General features: G+C 62.0%; 16 protein-coding genes. 13 read left to right on the top strand and 3 right to left on the bottom strand.

The window, feature by feature from the left end:
* Positions 1 to 45: 45 nt before the first annotated feature.
* The 5 genes from J2W46_RS07220 (at position 46) to cysM (ending at position 5,179) form a co-directional block, all read left to right on the top strand.
* Positions 46 to 1,449 carry a UDP-glucose dehydrogenase family protein gene (locus J2W46_RS07220; protein WP_310352502.1) on the top strand — a complete coding sequence of 468 codons (1,404 nt, stop codon included), beginning with the start codon at positions 46 to 48 and terminating at the stop codon, positions 1,447 to 1,449.
* Entirely contained in the window at positions 1,415 to 2,434 is a 1,020-nt protein-coding gene (gene rfaE1 / locus J2W46_RS07215; protein WP_310352499.1) for a D-glycero-beta-D-manno-heptose-7-phosphate kinase, read from the top strand. The genes J2W46_RS07220 and rfaE1 overlap by 35 nt, the downstream gene beginning before the upstream one ends.
* Positions 2,435 to 2,575: 141 nt before the next feature.
* Positions 2,576 to 3,568, top strand: a complete 993-nt coding sequence (gene rfaD, locus J2W46_RS07210) for an ADP-glyceromanno-heptose 6-epimerase (RefSeq protein ID WP_310352496.1) — start codon at positions 2,576 to 2,578, stop codon at positions 3,566 to 3,568.
* Between the two features lie 76 nt (positions 3,569 to 3,644).
* Positions 3,645 to 4,010, top strand: a complete 366-nt coding sequence (locus J2W46_RS07205; protein WP_020068965.1) for a ComEA family DNA-binding protein — start codon at positions 3,645 to 3,647, stop codon at positions 4,008 to 4,010.
* A gap of 266 nt (positions 4,011 to 4,276) precedes the next feature.
* Positions 4,277 to 5,179 (top strand): cysteine synthase CysM, encoded by a 903-nt coding sequence (gene cysM, locus J2W46_RS07200; RefSeq protein ID WP_020068964.1) that lies wholly within the window; start codon positions 4,277 to 4,279, stop codon positions 5,177 to 5,179.
* A 121-nt stretch (positions 5,180 to 5,300) separates the two neighbouring features.
* On the opposite strand, the gene mltB is transcribed toward cysM, so the two are convergent.
* Complete coding sequence (mltB, locus tag J2W46_RS07195) at positions 5,301 to 6,458, bottom strand: lytic murein transglycosylase B (RefSeq protein ID WP_310352493.1); 1,158 nt, start codon at positions 6,456 to 6,458, stop codon at positions 5,301 to 5,303.
* Positions 6,459 to 6,745: 287 nt separating this feature from the next.
* Between mltB and J2W46_RS07190 the strand changes: the two genes are divergently transcribed.
* Positions 6,746 to 7,669, top strand: coding sequence for a histone deacetylase family protein (locus J2W46_RS07190; protein ID WP_310352492.1), 924 nt, complete (start codon positions 6,746 to 6,748; stop codon positions 7,667 to 7,669).
* Positions 7,670 to 7,724: 55 nt separating this feature from the next.
* Positions 7,725 to 8,525 carry an enoyl-CoA hydratase gene (locus tag J2W46_RS07185; protein ID WP_310352490.1) on the top strand — a complete coding sequence of 267 codons (801 nt, stop codon included), beginning with the start codon at positions 7,725 to 7,727 and terminating at the stop codon, positions 8,523 to 8,525.
* Here the strand turns inward: J2W46_RS07185 and J2W46_RS07180 are convergent.
* Positions 8,522 to 9,445 (bottom strand): alpha/beta hydrolase, encoded by a 924-nt coding sequence (locus J2W46_RS07180; protein ID WP_310352486.1) that lies wholly within the window; start codon positions 9,443 to 9,445, stop codon positions 8,522 to 8,524. The genes J2W46_RS07185 and J2W46_RS07180 overlap by 4 nt on opposite strands.
* A gap of 241 nt (positions 9,446 to 9,686) precedes the next feature.
* Between J2W46_RS07180 and J2W46_RS07175 the strand changes: the two genes are divergently transcribed.
* The 6 genes from J2W46_RS07175 to J2W46_RS07150 all read left to right on the top strand — a co-directional run bounded on the left by J2W46_RS07175 (position 9,687) and on the right by J2W46_RS07150 (position 16,028).
* A complete protein-coding gene (locus tag J2W46_RS07175) occupies positions 9,687 to 10,721 on the top strand; it encodes a methionine ABC transporter ATP-binding protein (protein ID WP_131317143.1) in 1,035 nt (344 codons plus the stop codon).
* Positions 10,711 to 11,364 (top strand): methionine ABC transporter permease, encoded by a 654-nt coding sequence (locus J2W46_RS07170; protein WP_020068958.1) that lies wholly within the window; start codon positions 10,711 to 10,713, stop codon positions 11,362 to 11,364. The genes J2W46_RS07175 and J2W46_RS07170 overlap by 11 nt, the downstream gene beginning before the upstream one ends.
* 14 nt (positions 11,365 to 11,378) lie before the next feature.
* The gene (locus J2W46_RS07165) at positions 11,379 to 12,176 is read left to right on the top strand and encodes a MetQ/NlpA family ABC transporter substrate-binding protein (protein ID WP_088175323.1); all 798 of its coding nucleotides are present in this window, start codon (positions 11,379 to 11,381) and stop codon (positions 12,174 to 12,176) included.
* Positions 12,177 to 12,413: 237 nt separating this feature from the next.
* Positions 12,414 to 13,163, top strand: coding sequence for an electron transfer flavoprotein subunit beta/FixA family protein (locus tag J2W46_RS07160; protein WP_310352481.1), 750 nt, complete (start codon positions 12,414 to 12,416; stop codon positions 13,161 to 13,163).
* Positions 13,164 to 13,194: 31 nt separating this feature from the next.
* Positions 13,195 to 14,130 (top strand): electron transfer flavoprotein subunit alpha/FixB family protein, encoded by a 936-nt coding sequence (locus J2W46_RS07155; protein WP_310353078.1) that lies wholly within the window; start codon positions 13,195 to 13,197, stop codon positions 14,128 to 14,130.
* Positions 14,131 to 14,237: 107 nt separating this feature from the next.
* Positions 14,238 to 16,028, top strand: a complete 1,791-nt coding sequence (locus J2W46_RS07150) for an acyl-CoA dehydrogenase (RefSeq protein ID WP_310352478.1) — start codon at positions 14,238 to 14,240, stop codon at positions 16,026 to 16,028.
* A gap of 116 nt (positions 16,029 to 16,144) precedes the next feature.
* Here the strand turns inward: J2W46_RS07150 and J2W46_RS07145 are convergent, their stop codons facing one another.
* Positions 16,145 to 17,461 carry a D-amino acid dehydrogenase gene (locus tag J2W46_RS07145; RefSeq protein ID WP_088173456.1) on the bottom strand — a complete coding sequence of 439 codons (1,317 nt, stop codon included), beginning with the start codon at positions 17,459 to 17,461 and terminating at the stop codon, positions 16,145 to 16,147.
* Positions 17,462 to 17,529: the final 68 nt, after the last annotated feature.

Below are 17,529 nucleotides of genomic sequence, written 5' to 3'. Positions count from 1 at the left end.
CTTTACCGCCGGGAATCATCACCGGAACCTTCAACCGGAAAGCGTATGAAAATCACCATTATCGGCACCGGCTATGTCGGCCTCGTCACTGGCGCGTGCCTCGCTGAAATCGGCAACGACGTGTTCTGTCTCGACGTCGATCCGCGCAAAATCGAAATCCTCAACAACGGTGGCGTGCCCATTCACGAGCCGGGTTTGCAGGAAATCATCGCGCGTACTCGCGCGACCGGCCGCATCACGTTTTCGACGGACATCGAAGCGAGCGTCGCTCACGGCGACGTGCAATTCATCGCCGTCGGCACCCCGCCCGACGAAGACGGCTCGGCCGACCTGCAATACGTGCTGGAAGCTGCGCGCAACATTGGCCGTACGATGAACGGCTTCAAGGTGATCGTCGACAAATCGACGGTGCCGGTCGGCACTGCGCAGCGCGTGCGCGCGGTGATCGAAGAAGAACTGGAGAAGCGCGGGCTTGCCGGCAGCGGACAGCACCGCTTTTCGGTGGTGTCGAATCCTGAGTTCCTGAAGGAAGGCGCCGCGGTAGACGACTTCATGCGACCCGACCGCATCGTGCTCGGCAGCGACGAAGACGAAGCTGGCTTGCGCGCGCGTGAACTGATGAAGCGGCTGTATGCGCCGTTTAACCGCAATCACGAACGCACGCTGTACATGGACGTGCGTTCGGCCGAATTCACCAAGTACGCAGCCAACGCGATGCTCGCCACGCGCATCTCGTTCATGAACGAGATGTCGAATCTCGCGGACCGTGTCGGCGCGGATATCGAGGCGGTGCGGCGCGGCATCGGCTCGGACCCGCGGATCGGCTATCACTTCCTGTATGCCGGTTGCGGCTACGGCGGCTCGTGCTTCCCGAAAGACGTGCAGGCGCTGATTCGCACTGCCAGCGAAAGCGGCCACAATCTGCGCATTCTCGAGGCCGTCGAGGAAGTGAACTACACGCAGAAAGACGTGCTTGTGCAGAAGATCGCGCACAAGTGGGGCAACGACCTGTCCGGCCGCACGTTCGCTGTTTGGGGCCTCGCGTTCAAGCCGAACACCGACGACATGCGCGAAGCGCCGAGCCGGCGCGTCATCGCGGAGCTGCTGGCGCGCGGCGCCAACGTGCGCGCGTACGATCCGGTCGCCGTGGCAGAAGCGCGGCGCGTTTTCGCGATGGATCTGCATGATTCGCCGGAACAACTCGAGCGTCTTACTTTCACGAGCACGCAGGACGAAACGCTCACCGGCGCCGACGCGCTCGTGATCGTCACCGAATGGAAGGAGTTCAAGAGCCCCGACTTCGCGTATCTGAAATCCGTGCTCAAGTCGCCGGTGATTTTCGACGGCCGCAATCTGTACGAGCCGGATGCCATGAACGAACTCGGCATCGACTATCACTCGATTGGACGTCCTTATGCCCAACCCTCCAAACGTGCGGCCGATGCCTGAGATCATGCCCGCATCCGCCACGTCCACGCCCACCTCCACGACGTCGCCCGCACTTACCGTGGTGCCGCGTGCGCAACTCGCCGCCGCGCGCGTCCTCGTGGTCGGCGACGTGATGCTGGACCGCTACTGGTTCGGCGACGTCAATCGTATTTCGCCGGAGGCGCCGGTGCCGGTCGTGCACGTGCAGCGCCAGGAAGACAGGCTTGGCGGCGCGGCGAACGTCGCGCGCAATGCGGCGGCGCTCGGTGCGCAAGCGGGCCTCCTGTGCGTCGTCGGACATGACGAACCGGGCGAGCGCATCGTGCAGTTGCTAGGCGAGAGCGGCGTGAACCCGCATCTCGAACGCGATCCCGCGCTTTTAACGACAATCAAGCTGCGTGTGTTGTCGCGTCAGCAACAGCTGCTGCGCGTCGATTTCGAGAACTCGCCCGCGCATGAAGTGCTGCTCGCGGGTCTTGCTCGCTTCGACGAATTGCTGCCTTCGCACGACGTGATCCTGATGTCCGACTACGCGAAGGGCGGTCTGACCCACGTCACGCAGATGATCGCGAGAGCGCACGCTGCAGGCAAACCGGTGCTGGTCGATCCGAAGGGCGACGACTGGGAACGCTATCGTGGCGCCACCTTGATCACGCCGAATCGCGCGGAGTTGCGCGAAGTGGTCGGTCAGTGGCGATCGGAAGAAGACCTGATCGAGCGCGTGAGCAAACTGCGCGCGGATCTTCAGTTCGAGGCTTTGCTGCTCACGCGTTCGGAAGAGGGCATGACGCTGTTCTCCAACGACGGCATCCTGCACACATCGGCTGTCGCACGCGAAGTGTATGATGTTTCGGGTGCCGGCGACACGGTGATCGCGACGCTCGCGGCCATGCTGGGCGCGGGTCTCACGCTGGTCGAAGCGGTTGGCCTCGCCAATCGCGCGGCCGGCATCGTGGTCGGCAAACTCGGCACCGCCACCGTCGACTACGACGAACTCTTTCAATAACGCTGCCCGCCAGATTCGTTGCCGCACGCCTTCGGGCTGCGTGCAAAATGGATCGGCGGGACGTCGACTGACCCTGACGATTCGCGTTGGCGCCTGAGCGCTCACGCGAGTCCTTACAAGGCTCATTACCGCGGGACCATCATGACCCTTATCGTCACCGGCGCGGCCGGTTTTATCGGCAGCAACCTCGTGAAAGCGCTCAACGAGCGTGGCGAACAACGCATCATCGCGGTGGACAATCTGACGCGCGCCGACAAGTTCAAGAACCTCGTCGACTGTGAAATAGACGACTACCTGGACAAGACCGAATTCGTCGAGCGCTTCAAGCGTGGCGACTTCGGCAAAGTGCGCGCGATTTTCCACGAAGGCGCCTGTTCGGACACAATGGAAACCGACGGCCGCTACATGATGGAGAACAACTTCCGCTACAGCCGCGACGTGCTCGACGTCTGCCTCGCGCAGAACATCCAGTTCCTGTACGCGTCCTCGGCGGCAACGTATGGCGGCTCGAGCCGTTTCGTCGAAGAGCGCGAAGTCGAGCAGCCGTTGAACGTGTACGGCTATTCGAAGTTCCTGTTCGATCAGGTCATTCGCCGGGTGCTGCCCACTGCCAGAAGCCAGATCGCCGGATTTCGCTACTTCAACGTGTACGGTCCGCGCGAAACGCATAAGGCGCGCATGGCCTCGGTGGCGTTCCACAACTTCAACCAGTTCCGCGCCGAGGGCAAGGTCAAGCTGTTCGGCGAATACAACGGCTACGCCGCAGGCGAACAGACCCGAGATTTTATCTCCGTGGAAGACGTGGTGAAGGTCAACCTGTTTTTCTTCGACAATCCCGACAAGTCAGGCATCTTCAACTTGGGCAGCGGGCGCGCGCAGCCGTTCAACGACATTGCGAGCACGGTGGTCAACACGCTGCGCTCGTTGAACAACGAGCCGTCGCTCTCTCTCGCGGATCAGGTGCAACGCGGGCTGATCGAGTACATCCCGTTTCCCGACGCATTGCGCGGCAAGTACCAGTGCTTCACGCAAGCGGACCTCACGAAGCTGCGCGCGGCCGGTTACGACGCGCCGTTCCTGAGCGTGCAAGAAGGCGTCGATCGGTACGTGCGTTGGCTGTTCGGCCAGGTGTAAATAATTCGGATACCTCTTTAAACTGGAATCTCCCGGTTGGTGATGTCGCCAACCGGTTGTACGAGGGAGATTCCATATGTTTCGAAAAATTCTGGTTACCGCGGCCATGCTCGCCGCTTTCGGTCACGCGTATGCGTCGGTCGACGTCAACACGGCTAACGAGGACGCACTGCGCGGCATCAAAGGCATCGGTCCTGCCAAAGCGAAAGCCATTCTCGAAGAGCGTTCAGCGCATGGTCCATTCAAGGACCCGAGCGATCTCGGCAAGCGGGTCAAGGGCATGGGCGGGCATACCGTCGAGCGCCTGCAGGCGGAGGGTCTCGCTGTCGGTCCGGCTGGCGCGGCTGCTGGCTCGCAGGTTGCGGCGTCTTCACAGACCAAAGGCGCGACCGTTCCGGCCAATACGCCTAAAGGCGGCGCTACAGTGGCGGTGAAGAAATAGTCTGACGCGAGTCAGACACGAGTCGGGCGCGCGGTACCGGTTGTGCCGCGCGCGATTCGCCATCGTATTCCCTTCATGGTCGGAGCCGGCAGCAGCGCTCCTTAAGCCGTCACTCGCACGACTGGCTCCCGCGGTACTCAGCCGTGGGCTTTTTGCGTGGCGGAGGTTGCATCCATGCGGGCAGAAGGGCCGCGCGGCAACCATGGGCACCGTGGTTTAGAATCAAAGCATTGAAGACTTCGCGCATCGACAGCACCAGAACCTATATGGCTTACAAAACGATTGAAGACACGATCGGCAATACGCCGCTCGTGCAACTCGTCCGGCTCCCCGACGACGAGATCCGCAGCCGTAACAACGTGGTCCTCGCCAAGCTCGAGGGTAACAACCCCGCTGGCTCGGTGAAAGATCGCCCGGCGTTGTCGATGATCAAGAAAGCGGAAGCGCGCGGCCGTATCAAACCGGGCGACACGCTGATCGAATCGACAAGCGGCAACACCGGTATCGCGCTCGCCATGGCAGCGGCGATCCGCGGCTACAAGATGGTTCTGATCATGCCGGAAGACCTGTCGGTAGAGCGCCGTCAAAGCATGGCCGCATACGGCGCGCAGATCATTCTCACGCCGGTAACGGGCGGCATGGAATACGCGCGCGATCTGGCCGAACAGATGCAGCGCGACGGCAAAGGCATCATCCTCGATCAATTTGCGAATCCGGACAATCCGGCAGCGCACGTCGAAGGCACCGGTCCTGAAATCTGGCGTGATACTGAAGGGCGCATCACGCACTTCGTGTCGTCCATGGGCACGACGGGCACCATCATGGGCGTGTCCAGTTATCTGAAGCAGCAGAACCAGGCGATCGAAATCGTCGGCGCGCAGCCCGAGGAAGGGTCGCGCATTCCCGGCATCCGTAAATGGCCAGAAGCTTATATGCCGAAGATCTTCGACCGTAGCCGGGTTGACCGCGTCGAGAACGTGAGTCAGGCCGCTGCCGAAGCAATGGCGCGTCGCTTGGCGTCCGTCGAAGGCATTTTTGCGGGTATTTCGTCGGGCGGAGCGTGCGAGGTGGCGTTGCGCGTCGCGCGTCAGGTCGAGAATGCGACCATCGTATTCATTGTCTGCGACCGCGGCGACCGTTACTTGTCCACCGGCGTGTTTCCGGCGTAAGCGGGCAGTGTCGCTCGCGCGCAATACCAGATAGAGATAGCGTCAGTTAAAAAAAAGCGCCGGCAGGCGCTTTTTTTACATCTATAGCACGCAGGTATCGGCCTGCAGTCCGCGCTATGAACTATTGCGAAGCCGCGCTTGGCGGCGCTGCGTTGTTCTGAGCATTGGCCGGACTCGCTGCGTCACTGGCTTGCATCTGCGACTTGATGCGCTCGCCCAACTGATAAACCGCGAGTGCATAAAAGAAGCTGCGGTTATAGCGCGTGAGCACGTAGAAGTTTTTCAGGCCCAGCATATATTCCGTGCCGCGGCCCGGCGACGGCAGGTCGACCACCGTCACAGGCGTTCCCGCTTCCGCTGCAATATTCACGCTCGGCTCATTGAGCAGCAGCCCCGCGCGCAACAACTGGTCGAGCGGCCAATGCGGTTCCGGCGCGCCGTCGGCGGCGGCTTGAGCGACGCCCAGGCTGCCAGCGTCCGTACCGATTTTCCATACCACCGGTCGGCCGTTTTCCCAGCCGTTCTGCCGCAGATAGTTCGCCACGCTGCCGATCGCATCCGCCTGGCTCGTGCGCAGGTCGATTTCCTTATTGCCGTCGTAGCTCACCGCGTACTGCGTGATGCTGCTCGGCAGGAACTGCGGAATGCCGATCGCGCCCGTGTACGAGCCGAGCACCGTGGTCGGGTCGATCTGCGAATCGCGCGTCCACACCAGGTAGTCTTCGAGATTCTTGCGGAACGTCGCCTGACGGTCGGCGCGATTAGGCGTGTTCGGGTAGTCGAAACTGAGCGTAGTCAGCGCGTCGAGGACGCGGAAGTTGCCCATGAAACGCCCGTAGATCGTTTCCACGCCAAGAATGCCGACGATCACCTCCGGCGGCACGCCGAACTCCTCGTACGCACGCTGCAGCGTGGCCTGATTCGCGCGCCAGAAGCGAATGCCCGCGTTGATGCGGATCTGATCGAGAAAGCGCGACTGATACGCGCGCCAGTTCTTCACCGCAGGAGAAGCCGACGGCGTCACCAGCTTGACCGCGGTCGCCGAATAGCTCACGCCGGCAAAAAGCGAATGCAGCGACGACTCGTCGAAGTCGTAGCGCGCCACCATATCGTTGATGAATGCATCGACATTCGCGTTGTTCGCGTAGCGCTGCGGAATGATTTCTTCTTCGAAGGTTTGCCCTTGCGGCACCGCTGTTTGCGGTTGTGCCTGAGCGAGCAGCGTCGGCGGTTTTTTTCCGGCGATCTGCGCAAGTGCCGGAGTGGTTGCCATGAACATGCACGATGCGATGGAGAGTACGGCGGCGATGGTTCGGGTGCTGAGCCGGTTTCGTGCAGACAGAGCAAGCTTGACGGTCATAGTGAGCAGGGGGCGCAGTGCGAAAGGACAAAGACATGAGGAAAACGGATCGGGGCAGTATACCCGAGGCCTCTCGCGAAACTGTGCCGGACGCGTTACAGCGACGTCGTGTGGTAACTTGACGATGTTGGCGCGCCGCGGGCGCGCGCCCCTGGATGGAGACGCGCCGCGCACGCCTCGAAGGCGGCGCGCCGCAGAAGAAAATCATGGCAACAGGCTTCTATTCTCACGCCGACTGTCTGCTGCACGACATGGGGCAATGGCATCCCGAGTGCCCTGCGCGGCTGCAGGCTATCGAAGATCAATTGATCGCAAGCCGCATCGACGCGTTGATCGAACGCGAGTCGCCGCCGCTCGCCGACGAAGCGGCGCTGCTACGTGTGCACACGCAAGCGCACATCGATTACATTCGCAGCCGTTCGCCGGCCGAGGGCATGGCTGAAATCGACCCCGACACGTCGATGAATCCGCATACCTTGCAGGCAGCGTTACGCGCCGCCGGCGCCGCGGTGGCCGCCACCGACGCGGTCATCGAAGGCCGCTTCGACAACGCCTTCTGCAGTGTGCGCCCGCCCGGTCATCACGCGGAACCCGCGCGTGCAATGGGCTTCTGCTTCTTCAACAATGTCGCGATTGCCGCGCGTCATGCGCTGGAGGTGCATGGCTTGCAACGCGTCGCGATCATCGACTTCGACGTGCACCACGGCAACGGTACCGAGGCGGCGTTTTCCGGCGATTCACGCGTGCTGATGTGCAGCATCTTCCAGCATCCGTTCTATCCGTTCACCGGTGCCGACAATCAGGCGCCCAATATGTGCAACGTGCGGATGCCCGCGCGCTCGAAAGGCATGGCGGTGCGCGAGGCGGTCGACATGCTGTGGCTGCCTCGTCTGAATGAATTCAAGCCTGAGATGCTGTTCATTTCGGCAGGCTTCGACGCGCATCGCGAGGACGATCTCGGCAACATGGGGCTGGTCGAAGACGACTACGTGTGGATCACCGACCAGATGCGTGACATCGCAAACCGCTATGCGCGCGGGCGAATCGTGAGTTGCCTCGAAGGGGGCTACAACCTGTCCGCTCTTGGGCGCAGCGTCGTCGCGCACGTGCGCGCGCTTGCCGGAATCTAAGCAGTCGCCGCGCCGCATAGGCTGCGGTTGCCGGACATTGAAATGGGAGCGAGCCATGAATGCCGATGCACTGAGCGCTTCGTTGATCGAGACGGAGGCCGACGCGTACGGCGTGCCGGGCGTCGTCCTTCTGACGATGAACCGGCCCGACGCGTTCAACGCACTCTCGGAGTCGTTGCTCGACGCGTTGCAGGAAGCGTTGAACGGACTCGCTGCGTCGCAAGCGCGCGTGGTGGTGCTCGCCGGCGCGGGGCGCGCATTCTGTGCGGGACACGATCTGAAAGAGATGCGTGCGGCGCCGTCGCTCGAGTATTACCAGACGCTGTTCGCGCGCTGCACGAAACTCATGATGACGATTCAGCGCTTGCCTCAGCCGGTGATCGCGCGTGTTCACGGGATTGCGACGGCGGCCGGCTGCCAGCTTGTCGCGATGTGTGATCTGGCCGTGGCTTCGGACACCGCGCGGTTTGCCGTCTCGGGCGTGAACCTCGGGCTGTTTTGCGCGACGCCGTCGGTGCCGCTGTCGCGCAACCTCTCGCGCAAGGCCGCGCTCGAAATGCTGTTGACCGGCGATTTCATCGACGCCGCAGAGGCGAAGCGGCAAGGCCTCGTCAATCGCGTGGTGCCCGCGGACTCCCTGGATGCGGAGGTGGCAAGGCTTGCCACCAGTATTTGCGCAAAGCCCGTGGAAGCCGTGACTGCCGGCAAGGGGCTGTTCTACCGGCAGCTTGAAATGGGCATCGAAGCCGCTTATCAGCTTGCGGGCCAGACCATGGCCTGCAACATGATGGACGACTCGGCGCTCGAAGGCGTTCAGGCATTCATCGACAAACGCCCGCCTGACTGGAAGCGTTAGCGCGTGCGCCCCAGTCTCTGATCGATCCACTCGATCAGTTCGCTCATCACGCGCTCGCCGTCCAGATCGTTCATCGTCTCGTGAAAGCTGCCTTCATACAGGCGTAGCGTCTTGTCCGGCGATCCGGCGTACTCGCTAAAGTCGCGGCTTCCTTCAGGCTCGGTGAGCTTGTCGGCGGTGCCGTGATAGACGAGTAGCGGCAAGCGCAGCGCCGCGCGGCCCGCTTCGATGCGCGCCATCGCCAGCAGCAATTCCGCGCCCGTGCGCGCGGGGATCGGACCGTGATGCACGAGCGGGTCGTTGCGGTTCGCGTCCACCACGGCAGGCACGCGCGAGAGCAGGGCGGCGTCGATTTTCATAGCCGGGAAGTTTGGCCAGACGCGGCTGATCACCTGGCTCAGCTTGAGCATCCAGCGAGGCACGTCGCGGCCTGGCGCGAGCGCGGGGCTCGACAGGATCAGACCGCTCAAACGTGTGCCGAGGTCGTCGCGAGCGGTGCCGAGGCGCTCGGTCGCGTAAAGCGCGGCTACGGCGCCTCCCATGCTATGGCCCATCAGAAAAATCGGTGCATGCGGACGTGCCTGGAATGCGGCATCGAGTAAAGCCTGTGCGTCCAGCAGGTAATCGTCGAATCGGTCGACGTATGCACGCTTGCCGGGTGCCCGGCCATGGCCGCGCAAGTCGATTGCCAGCAGTTCGACGCCGGCCGCGTTGAGCCTCGTGGCCAGCGCCCGATAGCGGCCCGCGTGTTCAGCCAGTCCGTGAATGAGTGCGACCGTTGCGCGCGGCGTTCCTATGACAGGCCAGCGGTACAGCGGCAATTCGACATTGTCGGCTGCAAAGACTGACGAGCGAAAAGGCTCGGTGCTTTCTGCGCCGCTCGGGGCGGCGAAAACGCTGCTGTTTTGGGAAGTCTGCATGACGGCACATCCATGGGTTCTGGTCCCGGCAGATCATAGACCGCCGCCAGGTCGCCCGGCGAAAACGCGCCTTGCACGTTCCTCTAATGTCGATTAGTTATGAAAGAATCGTAATTGATTATTAAAGGGAATGACGCCGCCTACGGTAGAATCGCGGGCTCAAATCCCAATAAAAGTGACGGCGGATGCTTGGTCGCAGAGCGCATGACGCTCGTCGACAAACCCGCCGTTTCGTTTTTCCATGATCGAAATACGCAATATCTCCCAGCGGTTCGCGGGACCCCGGGGCTGGGTCGAGGCACTGCACAACGTCAATCTGTCGATTCCGGCGGGCGAAGTGTTCGGCATCATCGGCCGCAGCGGCGCGGGCAAGAGCACGCTTGTGCGGACCATCAACCTGCTGACGCGTCCGACGGAAGGCAACATCGTCGTCGACGGACGGGATCTGACCACGCTGCCCGCTGCGCAATTGCGCGAGGCGCGCCGCGAAATCGGCATGATCTTCCAGCACTTCAACCTGCTGTCGTCGCGCACGGTGTACGAGAACGTCGCGCTTCCGCTCGAACTCGCCGGCATGAAGCGCGACGAGATCGAGGCGAACGTGCTGCCGCTGCTTGAACTCGTGGGCTTGTCCGCGCAGAAGGACCGTTACCCGGCGCAAATCAGCGGCGGGCAAAAGCAACGCGTGGGCATCGCGCGAGCGCTCGCTAGCAAGCCGAAGGTGCTGCTCTCGGACGAAGCGACGTCCGCGCTCGATCCCGAAACCACGCGCGCAATCCTCGAACTGCTCAAGCGGATCAATCGCGAACTGAATCTGACCATCGTGTTGATCACGCATCAGATGGACGTGATCAAGCAGGTTTGCGATCGCGTCGCCGTGCTCGACGCGGGCCGCGTGGTCGAAGAGGGCAAGGTGATCGACGTGTTCCTCCAGCCGCATCACGAAGTCACGCGGGCGCTGATCGGCGACGTGATCGCGCAAGAACTTCCGCCTGCAATGAAGGCGCGTGTGGCCGAGCGTCTGAAAACCGGCAGCGGTCATCTGCTGCGCCTCGCGTTTACGGGTTCGGGCGTCGATCAGCCGATTCTCTCGGAGACGATTCGCCGCTACGAACTCGACTTCAACATCCTGCACGGACAGATCGACGAGATTCAGGGCCAGGCGTTCGGCTCGCTCGCGGTGCTCGCGGGCGGCGAGCCGACCAAGGTGGCGCAAGCGCTTGCTTATCTGCGCGAACAAGGTGTGGTGGTGGAGGAACTCTCGTATGTTGAGTGAAATGTTCGATATGTTCGTCCAGTCGTTCTGGGAAACGCTCGTCATGGTGGGCATTTCCGGACTGGTCGGCGCGCTGGTGGGTTTGCCGCTCGGCGTGCTGCTGTATCTGACGGACCGTCAAGGCGTATTGCAGAACGTCGCAGTCAATCGTGCGATGGGCGTGGTCGTCAATGCGGTTCGCTCTACGCCGTTCATCATCCTGCTCGTGGCGGTGATTCCGTTCACGCGCCTCGTGGTCGGCTCGTCGATCGGCACGGCTGCGGCCGTTGTGCCGCTGACCATTGCCGCGGCGCCGTTCATCGCGCGTCTCGTCGAGACCGCGCTGCGCGAAGTCGATCGCGGCCTGATCGAGGCGGCGCAAGCAATGGGCGCGACGACCAGCCAGATCGTATTCAAGGTGTTGTTGCCGGAATCGCTGCCGGGCGTCGTCGCCGGGTTGACGATCACGTTTGTCTCGCTCGTCGGGTATTCGGCGATGGCGGGCGCGATCGGCGGCGGCGGTCTTGGCGACCTGGGCATCCGGTACGGGTATCAGCGCTTTCTGCCGGAAGTCATGTTGACGGTCGTCGTGATTCTGATCGTCTTCGTGCAATTGGTGCAGTCGTTCGGGGATTGGCTCGTGCGTCGTCTGAGCCATAAATAATCAAAAGGTCCATCATGCAACGTCGTTTCATTTTCAAGCTCGCCGCGGCGCTCGGTGCCGTATCGATCTTCGCCGCCAACGCGGCTCACGCTGAAGACGCGATCAAGGTCGGCGTCACCGGCGGTCCGCACGCGCAGATCATGGAAGTCGTGAAGACTGTCGCGGCAAAGAACGGTCTGAACATCAAGATCGTCGAATTTTCGGACTACGTGCAGCCGAACGCGGCGCTCGCCGGCGGCGACCTCGACGCGAACAGCTATCAGCACGACCCGTATTTGCAGGCGCAGGTGAAGGACCGCGGCTACAAGTTGATTCGTGTCGCCGACACGGTCACGTATCCGATGGGCATCTATTCGAAGAAAGTAAAGACGCTGGCCGAACTGCAGCCGGGCGCGAAGATCGCGGTGCCGAACGACCCGACCAACGGCGGCCGCGCGCTTTTGCTGCTGCAAAAGCAGGGGCTCCTGAAGTTGCGCGCCGACGCGGGTCTGAAGGCTACGCCGCTCGACATCGTCGACAATCCCCGGAAGCTGAAGATCGTCGAACTCGACGCCGCGCAGATTCCGCGCTCGCTCAACGACGTGGATGCGGCGGCGATCAACACCAACTTCGCGATGGAAGCAGGGCTGAAGCCGAAGCAGGATGCGATCGCGATCGAAGACCCGAAGGGTCCGTACGTGAACATCATCGCAATCCGCGAGGCGGACAGGAATAAGCCGTGGGTCGCCAAGCTGGTGGCGGCTTACCATTCGCCGGAAGTGAAGCAGTTCGTCGAGGGCAAGTTCGGCGGCGCTGTCATCACCGCCTGGTGAGCCGAGCGGCTTCAGAAACGGCAAAACACGTCGGCGATATGAGAATTAGAGTCGTAAGTGAGAACCCGGGGTTGCTGCCCGGGTTTTTTTGCGATTAAAATAGAACGACCGTTCGATATTGCCGTCACGCCACTGGGGAGCGATATCCTCGTGCTAGAACACCCGCGATAAGGCTGCAGTGAGGCAGTCGCTATAATGTTCGTTGGGTTGACGTATTCGTAACTTTGGAGCGTGTGCATGAAAATCCTGGTGCCAGTCAAGAGAGTGGTCGATTACAACGTGAAGGTCCGAGTCAAGTCGGACGGCACGGGCGTCGACATTGCGAACGTAAAGATGTCGATGAATCCGTTCGACGAAATCGCGGTTGAAGAGGCGGTGCGTCTGAAAGAAGCCGGTGTGGCGACCGAGGTGATCGCGGTGTCGGCCGGTGTCACGCAATCGCAGGAAACGCTGCGCACGGCGCTCGCCATCGGCGCGGACCGCGCGATCCTGATCGAGTCGGCGGAAGAATTGCAGCCGCTGGCGGTCGCCAAGCTGCTCAAGGCGCTGGTCGACAAGGAGCAGCCGCAACTGGTGATTCTCGGCAAGCAGGCTATCGACGACGATTCGAACCAGACCGGTCAGATGCTTGCCGCGCTGGCTAACCTGCCGCAGGCAACGTTCGCGTCGAAAGTGGTCGTGGCCGACGGCAAGGCTACCGTGTCGCGCGAAGTGGACGGCGGTGCCGAAACCCTGTCGCTCACGCTGCCCGCAGTGGTCACCACCGACCTGCGCCTGAACGAGCCGCGCTATGTGACGCTGCCGAACATCATGAAGGCGAAGAAAAAGCCGCTCGAAACGGTCAAGCCTGAAGACCTCGGTGTGGATGTCACGCCGCGTCTGAAAACGCTGAAGGTGGTCGAGCCGCCGAAACGCTCCGCCGGTGTGAAGGTGCCGGATGTGAAGACGCTGGTCGAGAAGCTGAAGACCGAAGCTAAGGTGCTGTGAGCAGCGCACGGAGACGAATGAAATGACGAATCTGGTGAATCTTGTAATAGCAGAACACGACAACACGTCGATCAAGGGTGCAACGCTGAATACGATCGCAGCCGCGCAGAAAGTCGGCGGCGATATTCATGTGCTGGTCGCAGGTCAGAATGCGCAGGCTGCAGCGGATGCGGCGGCGAAGATCGCCGGTGTTTCCAAAGTGTTGCTGGCCGACGCGCCGCAACTGGCCGAAGGTCTTGCGGAAAACGTCGAAGCCACGGTGCTGAACATCGCGAAGGACTACTCGCACATCTTCGCGCCGGCCACCGCCTACGGCAAGAACATCGCGCCGCGTATCGCAGCGAAGCTCGACGTCGCGCAGATCAGCGAGATCACGGCAGTCGATTCCCCGGACACGTTCGAGCGCCCGATCTATGCGGGCAACGCGATCGCGACGGTGCAGTCGGCCGATCCGATCAAGGTCATTACCGTACGCACGACGGGCTTCGACGCGGTTGCAGCCGAAGGCGGCAGTGCGACGGTGGAGAAGATCGAAGCAGCCGCGGACGCGGGCATCTCGCAGTTCGTCAGCCGTGAAGTGACGAAGCTGGATCGTCCGGAACTGACGTCGGCGAAGATCATCGTTTCGGGCGGGCGCGGCCTGGGCAACGGCGAGAACTACACCAAGGTTCTCGAGCCGCTGGCCGACAAGCTGAATGCGGCGCTGGGTGCGTCGCGTGCAGCAGTGGACGCGGGCTTTGTGCCTAACGACTATCAGGTCGGCCAGACCGGCAAGATCGTCGCGCCGCAACTGTATGTGGCGGTCGGCATCTCCGGCGCGATCCAGCATCTGGCGGGCATGAAGGATAGCAAGGTGATCGTCGCGATCAACAAGGACCCGGAAGCGCCGATTTTCAGCGTTGCTGATTATGGCCTTGTTGGCGATCTGTTCACGCTGGTGCCGGAACTCGTCAGCGAACTCGGCTAAGCGTCCGGGCGCCGTATAAAAGCCATTCAAAGGCGTTAGGCGACATATAAAGGGCGCGGGACCAACAAGTCCGGCGCCCTTTTCCATCAAGGCAGGAGGAGAACACAATGAGCTATACGGCGCCCATCAAGGACATGCTGTTCGTGATGAAAGAACTGGCGGATCTCGAGCAGATCGCGACGCTGCCAGGCTTCGAGGACGCGAATCTGGACACCGCCCAGGCCGTGCTGGAAGAGTCGGCGAAACTATGCGGCGAAGTGCTGGCTCCGCTGAATGTGGAAGGCGATCGCAACCCGAGTAGCTGGAAAGACGGCGTAGTTACCGCGACGCCGGGCTTCAAGGAAGCGTTCCGCCAGTTTGGCGAAGGCGGCTGGCAGGGCGTGCAGCATCCCGTCGACTATGAAGGTCAGGGGCTGCCCAAGCTGATCGCGACCGCGTGCATCGAAATGCTGAACGCGTCGAACCTGTCGTTCGCGTTGTGTCCATTGCTGACCGACGGCGCGATCGAAGCGCTGCTGACCGCCGGCACCGACGCGCAGAAACAGACTTATGTGCCCAAGCTGGTTTCCGGCGAATGGACCGGCACGATGAACCTCACCGAGCCGCAAGCGGGCTCCGACCTCGCGCTCGTGCGCACGCGCGCAGAGCCGCAAGGCGACGGTTCGTTCAAGCTCTTCGGCACGAAGATTTTCATCACGTGGGGCGAGCACGACATGGCGAAGAACATCGCGCATCTCGTGCTGGCACGGACACCGAACGCGCCTGAAGGCGTGAAGGGCATTTCGCTCTTCATCGTTCCAAAGTTTCTGGTCAATGAAGACGGTTCGCTCGGCGAGCGTAACGACGTGCACTGCGTGTCGATCGAACACAAGCTCGGCATCAAGGCGAGCCCGACAGCGGTACTGCAATTCGGCGATCACGGCGGCGCGATCGGGCACCTGATCGGCGAGGAAAATCGCGGACTCGAGTACATGTTCATCATGATGAACGCTGCTCGTTTTGCCGTGGGCATGCAGGGCGTCGGCGTGTCGGATCGCGCGTATCAGAAGGCGGTCGCGTATGCGAAGGACCGCGTACAGAGCCGTCCCGTCGACGGCTCTGCAAAACAGCCGGTCGCGATCATTCAGCACCCTGACGTGCGTCGCATGCTGTCGACAATGCGCGCGCTCACGGAAGCATCGCGTGCGCTCGCTTACGTCGCGGCAGGGCATTGCGATATCGCGCATCGTCATCCGGACGAAGCAACGCGTGCGAGCCACCAGGCGATCTACGAATTCCTCGTTCCGATCGTGAAGGGCTGGAGCACCGAGCTGTCGATCGACGTGACGAGCCTCGGCGTGCAGGTGCACGGCGGCATGGGTTTCATCGAGGAAACGGGTGCCGCGCAGTATTACCGCGATGCCCGCATCCTGCCGATTTACGAAGGTACGACTGCAATCCAGGCAAACGATCTGATCGGCCGCAAGACGGTGCGTGATGGCGGCAAGGTTGCGAAGTCGCTGCTCGAGGGCGTCGCTGAGACGGTCGAATCGCTCGGCGCGCAGCAAGGGCCTGCGTTCGAGTCGATGAAAAAGTATCTCGAGCAAGGGCAGCGCTCGTTGAGCGCCGCAATCGATTTCGTCGTCGCGAACACGAAAGAGGATCCGAACGCCGTGTTTGCCGGCAGCGTGCCTTATCTGAAGCTCGCCGGGATTGTGCTCGGCGGCTGGCAGATGGCGCGTGCACTGCTCGTCGCCGCTCAGAAGCGCGACGAAGACCCGGCGTTCTACAGCGCGAAAATCGCGACCGCGCAATTCTATGCGGAGCATGTGTTGCCGCTTGCGTCCGCACTCGAAGCGTCGATTGTCAGCGCGAAGGGCAGCGAGGGCGTTCTCGCGTTGTCGGCGGACCAGTTCTGACACGGTCTGTCGCTATACATTGCCCTTTAAATGCAAACGGCGCCTTGTAAAGGCGCCGTTTGTTTTTTGACGAGTCGCTTCGCGCAGTCACGAACCGGCTGGCGACGCGGTATGCGTCAAATCTCGCGAGTTCTCGAAGTCACGCTTCGCGCATAAGCCGGACGATGCGCGCTGCCGGTGTCGCCGAGATAGCGATGTACCGACAGATCGTCTGCCTTGATGGCAGGCTGCTTGCCCGAGATGACGTCGGCGAGCAATTGTCCGGAACCACACGACATGGTCCAGCCGAGTGTGCCGTGGCCGGTGTTCAGGAACAGATTCGCCACCGGCGTGCGGCCGACGATCGGTGTGCCATCCGGCGTCATGGGCCGCAGCCCGGTCCAGAAGCTCGCCTTCGACGTATCGCCGCCACCCGGGAACAGGTCGTTCACGCACAGTTCCAGCGTTTCACGGCGCGCCTGGCGCAACGACTTGTCGAAGCCGACGATCTCAGCCATGCCGCCCACGCGAATCCGGTTGTCGAAACGGGTGATCGCGATCTTGTAGGTTTCGTCCAGCACCGTGGAAATGGGCGCAGCCGCTTCATTGACGATGGGCGCCGTGATCGAGTAGCCCTTCAGCGGATACACCGGAATCTTCACGAGACCGGACAGGAATTTCGTCGAGTACGAACCCAGCGCGACCACGAACGAATCGGCGCGCACCAGTTCGTTGCCGCATTGCACGCCGGCAATGCGGTCTCCGGCCATGGCGAGTGCGTCGATCGGCGTGTTGTAGCGGAATTTGACACCCAGTTGCTCGGCCAGCGCGGCAAGGCGCGTGGTGAACATCTGACAGTCGCCGGTTTCGTCGCCCGGCAGGCGCAGACCGCCGGTCAACTTGTGGGAGACGGCGGCAAGCGCCGGTTCCGCCTGCGCCAGTTCGGCGGCCGAGAGCAGTTCGTACGGCACGTTGGCTTCGCGCAGCACCGCGATGTCTTTCGCCGCGCCGTCGAATTGCTGCTGCGTGCGGAACACCTGCAGAGTGCCGCCAGTGCGGCCTTCGTACTGGATGCCGGTCTCGGCGCGCAGCGCCTGCAGGCAATCGCGGCTGTATTCGGCAAGCCGGACCATGCGGCCTTTGTTGACCGCGTAGCGCGACTCGGTGCAGTTCTGCAGCATTTGCCACATCCATTGCAGCTGGAACTGCGTGCCGTCGAGGCGGATTGCGAGCGGTGCGTGTTTCTGGAACATCCACTTGACGGCTTTCAGCGGCACGCCCGGTGCGGCCCATGGCGACGCATAACCGGGCGAGATCTGCCCGGCGTTTGCGAAACTTGTTTCGAGCGCCGGGCCGGCTTCCCGATCGATAACGGTCACTTCATGACCCGCCCGTGCCAGGTAATACGCGCTTGTCACGCCGACGACGCCACTGCCCAAAACGACGACTCGCATAGCTGCTCCGGAAAATTCGCAAAGATTCGGGGGCGGTGCGCTCGCTAGTTCGTGGATTCGTGCGATTA

It is taken from the genome of Paraburkholderia strydomiana (assembly GCF_031456815.1).
GTDB classification, from domain to species: Bacteria; Pseudomonadota; Gammaproteobacteria; order Burkholderiales; family Burkholderiaceae; genus Paraburkholderia; species Paraburkholderia caledonica.
Note: the sequence above shows the minus strand (reverse complement) of the source record. Positions and strands in the feature narration are given on the sequence as shown.